Origin of the sequence: Thermithiobacillus plumbiphilus, assembly GCF_038070005.1 — a bacterium.
In the GTDB taxonomy this organism is placed as follows: Bacteria; Pseudomonadota; Gammaproteobacteria; order Acidithiobacillales; family Thermithiobacillaceae; genus JBBPCO01.
Window position 1 is genome coordinate 149501 of the sequence record NZ_JBBPCO010000003.1, and the last position, 14142, is coordinate 163642.

The 14142-nt window shown below is 63.7% G+C and carries 14 protein-coding genes; 11 read left to right on the forward strand and 3 right to left on the reverse strand.

Annotation, left to right across the window (positions count from 1 at the left end; genetic code table 11):
• Positions 1–6: 6 nt before the first annotated feature.
• Genes pilM through WOB96_RS04630 form a run of 7 tightly spaced genes read left to right on the forward strand, consistent with a single transcriptional unit; the run spans position 7 to position 6533 of the window.
• Positions 7–1047, forward strand: coding sequence for a pilus assembly protein PilM (pilM, locus tag WOB96_RS04600; RefSeq protein WP_341370103.1), 1041 nt, complete (start codon positions 7–9; stop codon positions 1045–1047).
• Positions 1044–1721: a hypothetical protein gene (locus tag WOB96_RS04605; protein WP_341370104.1), complete on the forward strand. Its 678-nt coding sequence runs from the start codon at positions 1044–1046 to the stop codon at positions 1719–1721. The genes pilM and WOB96_RS04605 overlap by 4 nt, the downstream gene beginning before the upstream one ends.
• Positions 1718–2491, forward strand: a complete 774-nt coding sequence (locus WOB96_RS04610) for a hypothetical protein (RefSeq protein WP_341370105.1) — start codon at positions 1718–1720, stop codon at positions 2489–2491. The genes WOB96_RS04605 and WOB96_RS04610 overlap by 4 nt, the downstream gene beginning before the upstream one ends.
• Positions 2488–2838, forward strand: coding sequence for a hypothetical protein (locus WOB96_RS04615; protein ID WP_341370106.1), 351 nt, complete (start codon positions 2488–2490; stop codon positions 2836–2838). Before WOB96_RS04610 ends, WOB96_RS04615 begins: the two co-directional genes overlap by 4 nt.
• Positions 2835–4592 (forward strand): secretin N-terminal domain-containing protein, encoded by a 1758-nt coding sequence (locus WOB96_RS04620; protein WP_341370107.1) that lies wholly within the window; start codon positions 2835–2837, stop codon positions 4590–4592. The genes WOB96_RS04615 and WOB96_RS04620 overlap by 4 nt, the downstream gene beginning before the upstream one ends.
• The gene (locus WOB96_RS04625; RefSeq protein ID WP_341370108.1) at positions 4592–5437 is read left to right on the forward strand and encodes an ExeA family protein; all 846 of its coding nucleotides are present in this window, start codon (positions 4592–4594) and stop codon (positions 5435–5437) included. The genes WOB96_RS04620 and WOB96_RS04625 overlap by 1 nt, the downstream gene beginning before the upstream one ends.
• A 1-nt stretch (position 5438) precedes the next feature.
• A complete protein-coding gene (locus WOB96_RS04630) occupies positions 5439–6533 on the forward strand; it encodes a tetratricopeptide repeat protein (RefSeq protein WP_341370109.1) in 1095 nt (364 codons plus the stop codon).
• Positions 6534–7204: 671 nt separating this feature from the next.
• Here WOB96_RS04630 and galE read toward each other — a convergent pair.
• Positions 7205–8194, reverse strand: coding sequence for a UDP-glucose 4-epimerase GalE (gene galE / locus WOB96_RS04635; RefSeq protein WP_341370110.1), 990 nt, complete (start codon positions 8192–8194; stop codon positions 7205–7207).
• An 87-nt stretch (positions 8195–8281) separates the two neighbouring features.
• Here galE and purD point away from each other — a divergent pair, with 87 nt between their 5' ends.
• The 4 genes from purD to WOB96_RS04655 all read left to right on the forward strand — a co-directional run bounded on the left by purD (position 8282) and on the right by WOB96_RS04655 (position 11524).
• Complete coding sequence (gene purD, locus WOB96_RS04640) at positions 8282–9550, forward strand: phosphoribosylamine--glycine ligase (RefSeq protein ID WP_341370111.1); 1269 nt, start codon at positions 8282–8284, stop codon at positions 9548–9550.
• Between the two features lie 7 nt (positions 9551–9557).
• Positions 9558–10127 (forward strand): L-threonylcarbamoyladenylate synthase type 1 TsaC, encoded by a 570-nt coding sequence (gene tsaC, locus WOB96_RS04645; RefSeq protein ID WP_341370112.1) that lies wholly within the window; start codon positions 9558–9560, stop codon positions 10125–10127.
• Between the two features lie 92 nt (positions 10128–10219).
• Complete coding sequence (hemF, locus tag WOB96_RS04650; protein ID WP_341370113.1) at positions 10220–11116, forward strand: oxygen-dependent coproporphyrinogen oxidase; 897 nt, start codon at positions 10220–10222, stop codon at positions 11114–11116.
• Positions 11117–11305: 189 nt separating this feature from the next.
• On the forward strand, positions 11306–11524 hold the full coding sequence (locus tag WOB96_RS04655; RefSeq protein WP_341370114.1) for a hypothetical protein: 219 nt from the start codon (positions 11306–11308) through the stop codon (positions 11522–11524).
• Positions 11525–11581: 57 nt separating this feature from the next.
• Here the strand turns inward: WOB96_RS04655 and WOB96_RS04660 are convergent, their stop codons facing one another.
• On the reverse strand, positions 11582–12025 hold the full coding sequence (locus WOB96_RS04660) for a DUF2934 domain-containing protein (protein WP_341370115.1): 444 nt from the start codon (positions 12023–12025) through the stop codon (positions 11582–11584).
• Positions 12026–12123: 98 nt separating this feature from the next.
• Positions 12124–14079, reverse strand: a complete 1956-nt coding sequence (locus WOB96_RS04665) for a PAS domain-containing sensor histidine kinase (RefSeq protein ID WP_341370116.1) — start codon at positions 14077–14079, stop codon at positions 12124–12126.
• Between the last annotated feature and the right edge of the window lie 63 nt (positions 14080–14142).

Here is a 14142-nt window from a genome sequence, read left to right on the forward strand (position 1 = left end):
AGGCTCATGAATCTCGATTTCCTCAAACTAGATCTTCGCAAGCTGCTGCGCCGCCCCCGTGCCGGCACGCTGCTGGCGCTCGACCTGCGTCCGAGCCAGGCCAGCCTCTGTCAAGTGGACCGGCAGGGCCGGCCCACGTTTCTGAAGCGCCTGCCCCTGAGCCCGGATCAGCAGCACTCGCGCGAGGCGCTGGCGGAGCTGCTGAGCCGGCAGGTACGCGAGCACAATCTGGCCGGCAGCCCCTGCGTCAGCGTTCTGCATCGTCCCGACTATCAGCTTTTGCTGGTGGAAGCCCCTCAGGTGCCGGAAGCGGAAATCCTCTCGGCATTGCGCTGGAAGATTGCCGACCAGATCGATTTCCCGGTGAATGAGGCTATCCTCGACTACTTCGAATTGCCACCCGGTCAGACAGCCGATACCCGCCAGATCTATGTCGTCGCCGCCCGCGAGAGCGTGGTACAGGCCCGCGTGGACCTGCTGCGCGGCATCGGACTGGACCCCGCCTACATCGATATCGCCGAAAAGGCGCAGCGCAACCTGGCCGCGCGTCTGCCCGAGGATGAACAGGGCCTGGCCTTGCTGGAAATCGCCGAGGACGAATCGCTGCTGACCATCACCCGCCAGGGCCAGCTGATCTTCAGCCGCGCCATTGCCTTCGGCACGGGCAACCTGGTCGATGGCCTGGTGGAGAGTGCCGGTTTTGCGCCGGAGATGGCGCGGGCCCAGATCGGCACCGAGGGGCTTGGGGAACCCGAAATCCTCACCGACATCCTGCCCGCCGCCCAGCAGATCCTGCGTCAGCAGGCCGAGCGCCTGGCCCTGGAACTGCAGCGCTCGCTCGATTATTACGACAGCCGCTTCCGGCGCGGCGCGGTGCGCCAGACCTATGTCCTTTTCGATAGCCTGCACGTGCCGCACCTGGCGCCCTATCTTGGCGTGCTGACCGGCGCTGCCTGCCGTGACTTCCCGGCGATCGATGGCAGGGATGCCAGCCATCGCATGGGGCTGCTGAGCTATGGCGCGGCCCTGCGGGAACTGCTGTCATGAACCAGGCGATTGCCCTCCAGCCGCTCACCGGGCGCAAGCTCCGGCATATCAATCTTTACACCGACGCCTTCGCGCCGAAGACGGTCCTGTTTTCAGCGCGATTCATGCTGTTTTACGTGGCCCTGCTGCTGCTTGCCATCTTCGGTTATGCGGCCATGCTCCGGCAACATGAGCAGCAGCTTGAAACCACCCTGCGTGTGGCGCAGCAGGGGCTGGCCCGTGATGAGGCCGCACTGGAGCTCCTGCGCCAGCAGGCCGGCCCCAGCCGTCTCGCCGCCCTGCAGGCCGAGGCCGGGCGTATTGAAAAGCAGGTCCAGGACCGGCGTGAAGTATTGCGCTATCTCGACAGCCGCCTGCTGGGCGAGCAGATCCGGCCCGCCAGCATCCTTGGCAGCCTGGCGAATGCCAGCCGGCCGGGCCTCTGGCTGACCGACATCCATGTGTCGGAGGGCGGCAGAACGGTGCGGCTGGCTGGCGGTACTCTGAATGCCGACCGCCTGCCGGCCTATCTCAACGCCCTCAATACTTACCATGGCTTTCCCGAGGCGAAATTCCGCAGCTTCAGCGTCAGCACGCCGAAGCCGGAAAAGCTAGGTGCGTCCTACCTGCATTTCGAGCTGGCCAGCGGCAAGCCCGATGGCGCGGGTGCGGCATCGGCGGAGCAGGCACGATGAAATCCTGGCAGCGTCTGGAAAGCTTCATTAACGCCACCAGCGAGCGCGAACGCCTGCTCATCCTGGGTGCCGTGAGTGCGCTGATTGTGCTCGGCGGGGTCCAGTTCGTGCTCGATCCCATCCAGAAGCACACCCTACAGTTGCAGAAAAGCCTCAAGGACACGCAGCAGCAACAGGCCGCCATTGCCGAGGAAATGCAGCTACTGGCGAGCAATGATCCATCCAGCCCGCAATCCCCCCTGCGGCTACGGCTGGCGCGCGCGCAAGCGCAACTCGATGATGTGAATGCCGAACTCGCCGCCAGCGGGAGGCGTTTTCTCGATGACCGCGAACTGGCGCGCTGGCTGGCCCAGCTCCTGCGCGAGCAGGGCGGCCCGGGTCTGCGGATCACCGGCTTGCAGAGCCTGCCGGCGGTCCAGGTCTATCCGGCCACCGGCAACCAGGCCTCGAATGACTCGCCCGCGCTCTATCGCAAGGGCGTGGAGCTGCGTTTCAGCGGCAATTATGCCGACACGACGCGCTACTTCCAGCGTCTGGCAAGCTCTCCCTGGCCACTGGAGTGGAGCAGTCTGGATTATCAGGTCACGCAATACCCGCGCGCCGAGGTCAGGGCCGTGGTTAACACTTACATCCTTGGCGCCGATCTGCCCGGAGACATCAAAGCCGCAGCGCCGGCGCAGGCGCCCGGTTCCGGCGAGGCCTTTCTGGACAAGCTCAACCGCGCCAGCGATCCCGCCTATGCGTTGCCCACGCCCGGAGCCCGACCATGAAAACCTTGATGATGCTGGGGACATGGGCGGCACTGGCCAGCAACATGAGTCTTGCCGCAGACCCGACGCGTCCGCCCCTGCCCCGCGTACATGCGCCAGCGGGCATGGCGGCCCCTGCCCTACCGGCCTTGCAGCTTCAGAGCACGCTGATGGGGGGAAAGCAGCCGGTCGCCATCATCAATGGCCAGGTGCTGCGTCGCGGCGACACCCTGGAGGGCCTGCGCCTGCAGGCCATCGGCTCGGGCTGGGCCCGCCTGCAGACGCCCACGGGCGAAACGCTCACTCTGAAACTACCGGCACTGGCCTATCGGCCCCGCATAAGCGCCAACAAGGCTTCGGCACCATGAAGAAATCACTTCTCCCCCTGGGCGCCATGGCGCTCGCGCTCCTGTCCGGCTGCCAGCACATGCCGCAAGACAGACAGGAGGCCATGATGAAGCAGACCCTGGCCCCGGCGCCCGCCGTCCCGGCCAGCAGTCCCCTGCCCGCCGAAGTCGATCGCGCCCTGCTGCCACCGGTTGGCAGTCTGGCCCCAACACCCGCCCCGCGCAAGGCGGCCTTCCCGCGCTTCAATCTGGTGATGCAGGACGCGCCGGCCGATCAGATCTTCATGGGCCTGGCCTATGGCACGGACTACAGCATGGTGGTCTCGCCCGAGGTCAAGGGCCGTCTGACGCTCAACCTGCACCGGGTCACCCTGCCCGAGGCCCTGGAGAGCATCCGCAGCGCCTATGGCTATGAATACGAGCTGCAGGGCAAGCGCATCATCATCAAGCCGGCCCAGCTCGAAACCCGCATCTATCAGATCAACTATCTGGATATCCAGCGTCGCGGCATCTCGGATCTGTCGGTCAATTCCAATGACGTGGGTAGCGCGTCGAGCACCTATGGCAACACGGGCACGCAGCCTTCTATGGCCCTGGCACCGGGCAGCAACGGGCTGGATGGGCGCGCTCTGCAGGCCAGCCGCATCAATACCCGCTCGGAAACCGATTTCTGGAAGGGCCTGCAGGGCTCGCTGGATGCCGTGATCGGCGACAAGGATGGCCGCAAGGTCATCCTCAGCCCGCAGTCCGGGATGGTGGTCGTGCGCGCCATGCCGAGCGAGCTGCGCGACGTCAGTCGTCTGCTGCAGGCCATCCGGGGCAGCGTCGAGCGTCAGGTCATCCTGGAGGCCAAGATCCTTGAGGTGCAGCTTAACAAGGGCTTTCAGGCCGGCATCAACTGGAACGCGCTGGGGCATATCGGCAACACTGACATCACTGCCAATCAGGTGGGCGGACCGGGCCTGTTCGCCAATGCAGATGGGACCGCGCCCACTGTCGGCAATAGCGGCAATATTGGCGGTACCCTGCCCGCGCTGGATACGGTGCAGGCCTTCGGCGGCGTGTTCAACATGGTGGTGCGCAATGGCGCAAACTTTGCCGCCATGATCGAGGCCCTGTCGCGCCAGGGCCAGGTGCACGTGCTTTCCAGCCCGCGCATCGCCACCATCAACAACCAGAAAGCCGTGATCAAGGTCGGTACCGACAACATCTTCGTCACCGACATCAACACCAATTCCAGCGTCGGCGGCACGCTCGGCAGCACGGTCAACACCCAGCCCACGCCCAAGCTGACGCCGCTGTTTTCGGGCATCGCCCTGGACGTCACGCCGAGCATCGACAAGGACGGCTTCATCACCCTGCACGTGCATCCGGCCATCACCAACATCAATACCGTGACCCAGAACTTCACCATCAATGGCGCGAATTACACCCTGCCACTCGCGTCCTCGGACGTGCGCGAGGTCGACAGCATCGTGCGCGCCCGCAATGGCCAGGTGGTGGTGATCGGCGGCCTGATGAAGGAGAGCCAGAGCGAGGATCTCGCCGCCACGCCGCTCCTGGGCGACATTCCTTTCCTGGGCGCGGCCTTCCGCCACACCCGCCAGGCCAGCCTCAAGAGCGAGCTGGTGATCCTGCTGCGCCCGGTGGTGGTCGATGATGCCAGTGCCTGGGAGCAGGACATTGCCGCGACCCGCACGCGCTTCGAGGATGCCGATCCTGGTTTCCATCTCGGCGGCTTCCCGAAGACCTTCGGCGTCGGGGGCGAACGCTGATGTATCTGGAGTTTTTCGGGCTGCGGGAATATCCCTTCGGGCTGACGCCGGATTCGAGCTTCTTCTTTGCTGACGAGAGCCGCCAGGGCGCGCTCGATACCCTGCGTTTCGCCTTGGAATCGGGGGAAGGCTTCATCAAGATCAGCGGTGAGGTGGGCACCGGCAAGACCACGCTCTGCCGCTATTTTCTGCAGAGCCTCGGCCCGGACACGATCAGCGCCTATATTCTCAACCCCCAGCTCGAACCCCGAGAACTGCTGCAGGCCGTGGCCCGGGAATTGACGCTCAGCCTCGACCAGCACGAGGACGGCCAGCAGGCCTTGCAGGCCATCAATCAGGCCCTGCTCCAGCACGCCGCGGACGGCAAACGCGTCATCCTGCTGATCGATGAGGCCCAGGCACTCTCGACAGCCTCGCTGGAAACCGTGCGTCTGCTTTCCAATCTCGAAACCGAGAAACGCAAGCTCCTGCAGATCATGCTGTTTGGTCAGCCGGAGCTCGACAGCCGCCTGGAAGCGCCCGAGATCCGCCAGCTCAGGCAGCGCATCGCCTTCAATTACACCCTGCGGCCCCTGCGCCAAGACGAGAGTGGCGCCTATCTCGAACACCGGCTGCGGCTGGCGGGCTACCGCGGCTGGGCACTGTTCAGCCCCGGCGCGCGGCGTCTGCTGCACCGGGCCAGTCGCGGCATACCGCGCCTGATCAATCTGCTGGCACACAAGGCCCTGCTAGCGGCCTATGGCCAGGGCAGGCGCCAGATCTCGCGCCGGGAATTGCTACGCGCCCTAGACGACACGCCGCAGGCCTTCAACGTCGCCTTCTGGCGGCGCGTGACGGGTTTTTGATATGAGCCTGATCAATGATGTCCTGAAGGACCTGGATCGACGCCGGGGACCGCAGGCAGCGGGAGCCGCCCTGCCGCCCGTGCAGGCAGTGGACAGGTCCCGGAAAAGGATGCTGCTGGGCGGTGTACTGGGAACCGGGGTCCTGGCGGGAGGATTGCTCCTGCTCTGGCCGGAATCGCTCAGGGTTGCTCCGCCAGCCCCGGTATTGGCTCAGGCCGCACCAGTTGCCCCGGCAGCAAGCACCACAGCAATCCAGCCGCCACAGGTGGCGGTCAGCCCCGCCGAGGCCCCAGTCGCGCCCGCGCTGAGTCCATCGGTGAAGGAAACGACGCCGGAAGCCCCGGACTTCGAGGAGCCCCAATCCCTGTCCCGAACCTCGGTGAGACAGCCGCCGCCCAGTTCCACGCCTGAGCAGCGGAATGCAGTCCGACCAGTATCGAGCGCGCCCGCCTTGCCCAGGGCAGCGCAAAACAAGAAAGCGCAAGCTGCCGAACTCAGTTCGCCACCCGTGATCCATCCTGAGCTGGAAATGACCGGCCAAACCAGAAATGCACGCCTGGAAGCCGCCCTGGAAAACCGGGGCAGCGACCCCGCTGGTACCATCCGCGATTTGCAGATGTTGGTGAGCGAAGAGCCGCGTTTTGCGAGCGCCCGCGTGCAGCTCGCCCTGCTGCTCTGGCAGAAGGCCCGGCAGGACGAGGCCCTGCAGGCCTTGCGGGAAGGTCGTCAGCTTTTCCCGGACAATGCCGATATCACCATCCTGCTCGCCCGATTGCTGGCAGAACTCCAGCAGAACCGGGAGGCCTTTGATCTCCTGCGCCAGATGCGCGCGCCGGTCTCAAATCCTGGTTATTACGGGCTGCTGGGGGCTCTGGCGCGGCAACAGGGACAGCTTGATCTTGCCAACAAGGCCTATCGCCAGGCCCTGCGGCTGAATCCTGACAATCTGCAATGGCAGATGGGGCTTGGTCTGGTGCTGGCGGACCAGGGGCAATCCGCCGAGGCGCGGGTGCTGTTGCAGCGGGTCTTGGAGAGATTGCCGGCGGGGAGTGAGGTGGGGGAATATTTGCGGGGGAGGCTGGCGGGGCTGGGCTGAGTTTGAGCGGCTGCGCCGCGGCTTGGTTGAGTGTCGGGGGCAGCCCGACAGCTGGTTACTTTCTTTTGGACGGGCAAAAGAAAGTAACCCAAGAAAACCCGCCCCGCTGCGCTGGTCCGCTGACGCGGACTGCCCTGTGCGCCTTGGGCCTTGGGCGCGCGCGCTAAACTCGCTGCGTTCAGACAACGCGCGCGCTGATCCCCGCGTCCCGGCGTTGCACGGCAGCGCAGAAGGGGTCTGGTCCGTGCCGGCAGACAGGGATCAGCCCTGATGAGGCAGGCTGAAAGGAAAAGGCAAAAGGCAAAAGATAGAGAAGGTTTGGTTAAGCCGCATACATCAGACAAGATCCGCTAAGCTCCGATCAAACCAGATCCCTTCTAACCAGATCTTCTCCCAGAGCACTCAATCACGAGCTTGGGATGGGGTTCAACCCATTGCACCGGTGCCGGCGCGTGCCGCTCGGGCGGGGGGCAGTCGGCGAGGACTGTCTGAGCCGCAGGCGAGTTCCGCAGCCGCTCCGCACGAGCCAGCAAGCCGGGTAGCCGCAGGCCACCGGTGCTGGGGGTCTTTTTCTTTGCTCCCTTTCTTTTGGACAAGCAAAAGAAAGGGAGTTGCTGTCGGGCAACCCCCGACACTCAATCCAGCCGCGGCGCAGCCGCACAAACTCAAACTCAACCCACCCCCGCCATCTTCCGCTCCCAGTTCCAGGCGTGCTGGATAATGGTATGCAGGTCATTGAACTGCGGGTTCCAGCCGAGCTGCTCGCGGGCCAGGCGCGAGTCGGCCACCAGCCGGGCCGGATCACCCGCGCGACGGGGGGCATCAATGACGCGGATCTCGCGCCCGGTCACTTCCCGTGCCGTGTCGATGACTTCCTGCACGGAAAAGCCACTGCCGTTGCCGAGGTTATAAGCCGCACTCTCGCCGCCGGCGACGAGTTGCTCCAGGGCCAGCAGGTGCGCGCCACAGAGATCCATGATGTGGATGTAGTCGCGGATGCAGGTGCCATCGGGGGTGTCGTAGTCGCGGCCGAACACGGAGATAGCTTCACGCCGGCCGGAGGCGGCCTGCAGCACCAGCGGGACGAGATGAGTCTCGGGATCATGACGCTCACCCAGACGCCCCTCGGGGTCGGCACCGGCGGCATTGAAATAGCGCAGGCAGACGGATTTCAGGCCATAGGCCTGGTCGTAGTCGCCGAGGATCTCTTCGACCATGCGCTTGGTGCGGCCATAGGGATTGATGGGATGCTCGGGATGCTTTTCATCGATGGGCGTGTAGTGCGGCTCGCCGAAGATGGCGGCGGTGGAGGAGAAGATGAAGTTGCGCACATTGTGGCGGCGCATGGCGTCGAGCAGCACCAGCGTGGTGGTGACGTTGTTGTGATAGTACTTGGCCGGGTGGATCACGGATTCGCCCACCTGAATGAAGGAGGCGAAGTGCATGACGCCATCGAACTGATGTTCACCAAAGACCTGATCGAGCAGCGCGGCGTCACCGACATTGCCCTGTACGAACTCACCACCCAGCACCGCATCCCGATGCCCGTTGGAGAGATCATCCAGGGTCACCACCCGATGCCCCTGCTCCAGCAGCATCTCCACCATGTGCGAGCCAATGTAGCCCGCACCGCCTACCACCAGAATCTCGAGTTGTGCCATGCCCTTTTCCCCTTTTTGATGCCAAGTGCTTATCAAAAAGGCTAGAATACCTGCTTTCAACAATTCCTGTCGTCCTGCGGAAAGCGTATGAGCCAAAAAATTCTTGTGATCGGCAACGGCGGGCGCGAACACGCGCTGGCCTGGAAACTCGCCCAGTCGCCGCGTGTCGGCCAGGTATACTGCGCGCCGGGTAACGCCGGCACCGCGCTGGAGGCCGGGGTCGAGAACCTGCCAATCAGTGCCAGCGATATCGATGCGCTGCTGCGCTTTGCGCGTGAAAAAAACATTGATCTAACGGTGGTCGGCCCGGAAGCGCCGCTGGTGGCTGGCCTGGTCGACGCCTTCCAGGCTGCTGGCCTGCGCATCTTCGGCCCCACGGCCCAGGCCGCTCAGCTTGAAGGCTCCAAGGCCTTCGCCAAGGATTTTCTGGCGCGCCATGCCATTCCCACTGCCGCCTACCGGCATTTCGAAGATCTCGCGGCCGCCGAGGACTACATCCGCAGCCAGCGCCTGCCGCTGGTCATCAAGGCCGATGGCCTGGCCGCCGGCAAGGGCGTGATCATTGCCGAAACGCTGGAACAAGCCCTGGATGCCGCGCGCGACTGGATGCAGGGCGGCGGGCGTATCGTGGTCGAGGAATTCCTGCAGGGCGAGGAGGCCAGCTTCATCGTGGTGGCGGCACAGGGCCAGGTGCAGGCCCTGGCCACGTCCCAGGATCACAAGCGCCTGCTGGATGCCGACTGGGGCCCCAACACCGGCGGCATGGGCGCCTACTCCCCCGCCCCGGTCGTCGATGCCGCCACCCATCAGCGCATCATGGAAAGCGTCATCCTGTCCACCCTGCGTGGTCTGGAAAGCGAGGGTATCCCCTACACCGGCTTTCTTTACGCGGGTCTGATGATCGAGAACGGCCAGCCCAAGGTACTCGAATTCAACTGCCGCATGGGCGACCCCGAGACCCAGCCCATCCTCATGCGCCTGCAGAGTGATCTTCTGGATCTGCTGGATGCTGCGGTCGATGGCCATCTGCAGGAGACTCGCCTGGAATGGGACAGCCGTCCGGCGCTTTGCGTAGTCATGGCCGCCGCCGGCTACCCCGACAATCCGCGCAAGGGTGATGCCATCCAGGGACTGGATACCGCTGCGCTCGCGGACAGCAAGGTCTTCCATGCCGGCACCGAACTCAAAAACGGCCAAGTGCTCACCAGTGGCGGCCGCGTGCTGGGCGTGACAGCACTCGGCCAGAGCGTGCGCGAGGCCCAGAACCGCGCTTATGAAGCCGTCCGCCAGATTCATTGGGATGGCGAGCAGCACCGCAGCGATATCGGCTATCGCGCCATCGCCCGCGAGGCCTGAGCGCATCATGAAGCCCTGGGCCAGTCAACTGCGGCGCGTGGCCGGCGTGATCCGGCGCGGCGGCGTGGTCGCCTACCCCACGGCGTCCTGCTACGGGCTGGGCTGCGATCCGCGCAATCGCCGCGCCGTGCGGCGCATCCTGCGCCTCAAGAACCGACCGGTCTGGAAGGGCCTGATCGTGATCGGTGCCAGCAGGCGGCAACTGCTGCCCTATGCGGATCGCCACCGTCTGCCGGGGGATATCGACCAAACCATGGACGCGGTCTGGCCGGGTCCCGTCAGTCTGATCCTGCCTGCCGGCCGCCGCTGCCCGCCCTGGGTGCGCGGCAGGCATGACGGCATCGCCCTGCGCGAGGACGCCCATCCCCCGGCGCGGGACCTCTGCAAGGTTGCCGGCATGGCCATCGTTTCCACCAGTGCCAACCCCGCCGGCTTCCAGTCCGCACGCACGGCAACCGAGGTAAGGCGCTACTTCGGTAGCCGCGTGGATGCCATTCTGCGCGCGCCCATTGGCAAGCAGCGCAAGCCGAGCCGGATCATTGACGTGCAGAGCGGGCGCACGCTACGCCCCGGCTGACAGTGCTGGCAAGCTCCAGAAAGACTAGAATAGGATATTGTTGTCCTGTTATGATCTTGGCGCGGGACATATCATTGCAAACAGGAGCCCTCATGCCGAAACCGGATCTGAACCACATCGAATCCTTCCTCCTGGCTTTTCAGGACCGCGTCTGCGCCGGCCTGGAAGCCATTGATGGCAAGGGGCGCTTTCAGGAAGACGCCTGGAGCCGCCCCGAGGGCGGCGGCGGGCGCACCCGGGTGATCCGCAATGGCGGGATCTTCGAGAAAGGCGGCGTGAATTTCTCCAAGGTCTGGGGCGCCTCCCTGCCGCCCTCTGCCACCGCCGCCCGTCCGGAGATGGCTGGCCTGCCCTTCACTGCCATGGGTGTGTCCTGCGTGCTGCACCCACACAATCCCTACATCCCGACCGTGCATTTCAATTACCGCTATCTCGAAGCCGGCGACATCTGGTGGTTTGGAGGCGGCGCGGATCTCACCCCGTATTACGGATTCGAAGCTGATGCGCGCCACTTTCACCGCACCCTGAAAACCGCCTGCGACATCCACGACCCTGATTTCTACCCCAACTTCAAGGCTTGGTGCGACCGCTACTTCTTCATCAAGCATCGCAACGAGGCGCGCGGCGTGGGCGGCATCTTCTTTGATGACCTCACCGGCGATCACGAAAAGCTCACCGCCTTCTGGCAGGAGGCCGCCAATGCCTTCCTGCCTTCATACCTGCCCATCATCGAACGACGCCGCGACATGGCCTTTGGCGAGCGCGAGCGCAATTTCCAGCTCTACCGGCGCGGGCGCTACGTGGAGTTCAATCTCGTCTACGACCGCGGCACCCTGTTTGGCCTGCAATCGGGTGGTCGCACCGAGAGCATCCTGATGAGCCTGCCCTCCCTGGTTTCCTGGGAATACAACTGGCAGCCCGAGCCCGGCAGCCCCGAAGCGGCCCTTTACGAGCAGTTCCTGCCGGCGCGCGACTGGATTTCGATCTGAGTTCAAGAAGAAATCGGGTAAGGCCAGCGCCCGGAGACCCTGATGCCGGCATCGATACCCCACATGGGTTGTCAGACCTAGGACTGACTCTACTACCTTGGTCCCGTTCCGGAGCCCGGACGGCGGCATAAGCTGAAACTGCTACATGTCAGATTGCCGTTCCACGTCCTTTTCATCCGGGAGGAGATCATGAAAAGAGAAGAGTTGATGACGGATCATCTGCTGGAGTCGGCTTCCTACAGGATTCCCGCCCTGAACCCGGAAGTCCTGCTGGTGGTGCTGGCTACCCTGGTCCTGACATGGATTGGCTTTGCCTGGAACATGGGTATCTGCCTGGGACTGGGTGCTGCCTGCGGCCTGAGTCTTTTTTCACTGGATTTCTTCCAGGGCGCAGACGAGGACGATTAGAAACACCAGGCTCGCTGGGCCGGGGCGGTGAAGCACCGCCCATATGCCCGACAAAACTCACTTCTGTCCGGCAGCTGGCCTCGCCAGATTGCTGGCGCGCCTGCGTTCCGGCTCATGATGATCGCTTGGCTGGGTACGGCGCTCGGCCAGGCCCAGATTACTGGGCACATGGACCCGTTTCGCTGGCTTGCACGACGGCATGTTCAGGGTCCGAGATTCCCCACCATTGTCGCGCGAAGCCTCCAATTGCTGCTGGATCTCGCGTTCCGCGGCCAGCCAGTCCTCGAGTTGCAGACCTTCACCAAAGCCCCTGGCTTGGGCCCTGAAGTAGGCGGCCTCGGCAATCATGCGCTGGCGCTCCTCCGGTGAGACCACATAGCTGCCGCCAGGCCCCTGGCTTCGGCGACCCACCAGATAGTGTACTACTGCCAGCGGCAGCTCCTGCGCCTCGCTTTCCGCTATCTGGCCACTTCCCGAAAACCTGACAAACGTCTTATTCATCCTTCGCGCTCCCATGACGGATTCTGCACGTGGAATTAGACCTTTGATGCCGCCAGGCATTCCCTGCCTGGCGCGAAAGTCTGAGACCCGAAATCTCGCTAAGCTTGCGGATTCAAGGTGAAATAGAAGGTCGCGCCCTGGTTAGGGCTGCCCTGGGCCCAGATGCGACCGCCGTGGCGGTGGATGATGCGTTGCACGGTCGCCAGCCCGACCCCCGTGCCCTTGAACTCCGCATCGCCATGCAGGCGCTGGAAGGGGACAAACAGCTTGTGGGCATACTGCATGTCAAAACCCGCGCCGTTGTCACGCACGAAAAACACCTGTTCACCATTCATGCGGGTCTGACCAAGTTCGATACGCGCATGGGCCTGCTTGCTGGTGAATTTCCAGGCATTGCGCAACAGGTTCTCCAGCACGATTTCCAGCAGATGGGCATCCCCCTGCGCCAGCAGATCCGGCGCAATCACGAAATCCACCTGCCGCTCCGGACTGGAGGACCGCAGGTCCTCGGTGAAGCGCAAGGCGATCTGACTGAGGTTCACCAGTTCTATCTTCATGCCACTGCGGTTGATCTGGGCCAGATTGAGCAGATCGTCTATCAGCTCTCCCATGCGGATGCTGGCGCTGCGTACGCGCTCCAGATGCCGCACGCCCTCCTGGTCGAGCTTGCTGCCATAATCTTCCAGCAGGGCCAGACTGAAGCCGTTGATGACGCGCAGTGGCGCGCGCAGGTCATGGGAGACCGAATAGCTGAAGGCCTCCAGCTCCCGATTCAACTGCTTGAGCTCGGCGGTACGCTCCTCGATGCGGCGCTCGAGATCATCGCGCATGCGCTGCACCTCTTCTTCCGCCGCGCATCTTTCAAGCTCTGCCTGCTTGCGCGCGCTGATGTCCTCGATCACCAGGATCATATAGGCAGGCTGTCCCTCGCCATCACGCACCAGGGATCTTGCAATATTGACCCAAAGCCAATCCCCATGCCGATGGCGATAGCGGCTTTCGAGAACGCAGTTGCTGATCTCGCCGCCGAGCAGCCGCCGCTGACAGTCAGCATTGGCTGACAGGTCCTCCGAATGCGTGAGCTCGGCCAGGCTCAGACCCAGCATTTCCTCCCGGCTGTAGCCCAGCATATCCGCAAATTTTTGATTGACCTGCAACAGGTGGCAGTCCGGCGAGAGATGGGCCATGCCCACCGCCGCCTGGTTGAAGGTGGCGCGGAATCGCTCCTCGCTGTCTCGCAAGGCATCCTGAGCGATCTTGCGGTCGCTCACGTCGAGCGCCATCATCAGCGCCGCGCGCTGGCCGCGATAATCGAGCAGATGCGCAAAGGTCTCCACCTCGATGCTGCGACCACTGGCCAGCACATGGCGCCAGCGCCCGAAGAAAAGCGGGGAACCGGGCGCGGCACTCTCGCGCATGCTGGCCAGGCTGGCAAAGAATCTGTCGTCATTCTCCCGGGGGGTAAGCGAGTCGAGGCGCATGCCGAGAAACTGCTCGCGGGAATAACCGTAGTACTGGGTAGCGGCGAGATTCACCTCCAGAAAACGCAAGTTTTCCAGATCGAACACCCACATCGGCAGGGGACTGTTCATGAACAGCAGGCGGAAGGCCTTTTCGCGCTCGCGCAGGCTGATCTCGGCCTCGCGCTGCTCGGTGATATCATAGAGGATACCGATGATCTGCTGCGGCGCGCCGGCAGGGTCACGTTCCAGCCGGGCTTCATCCCGAAGCCAGCGATAGGAACCATCCTTATGGCGAAAGCGGTATTCCTGCGTGATGGCATCCTCATCGAACAACAGCCGGTGACGGTTCTCGAGGACACGCGTACGGTCCTGCGGATGCAGGTGCTCGGACCACCACTCGGGAGAGCTGATCGCTTCCTGCACGGTGTAGCCGGTGATTCGGTAGACGTCTTCACTGATCCAGATGACCGATGGCGCAGGACCATCTGCTTTCAGGCTGTAAATGGCCGAGGGGCGCTCCAGCACCAGATCATGCAGGAGCCCGCGGACATCCTGCTGCACGGTTGGCGGTGCGTTCTGTACGGATTCCATGTCGTCCCCCATCGTGAATAACCAGCTTCTTATATGAACCACTGCATCCTGTCTTAGGACGAT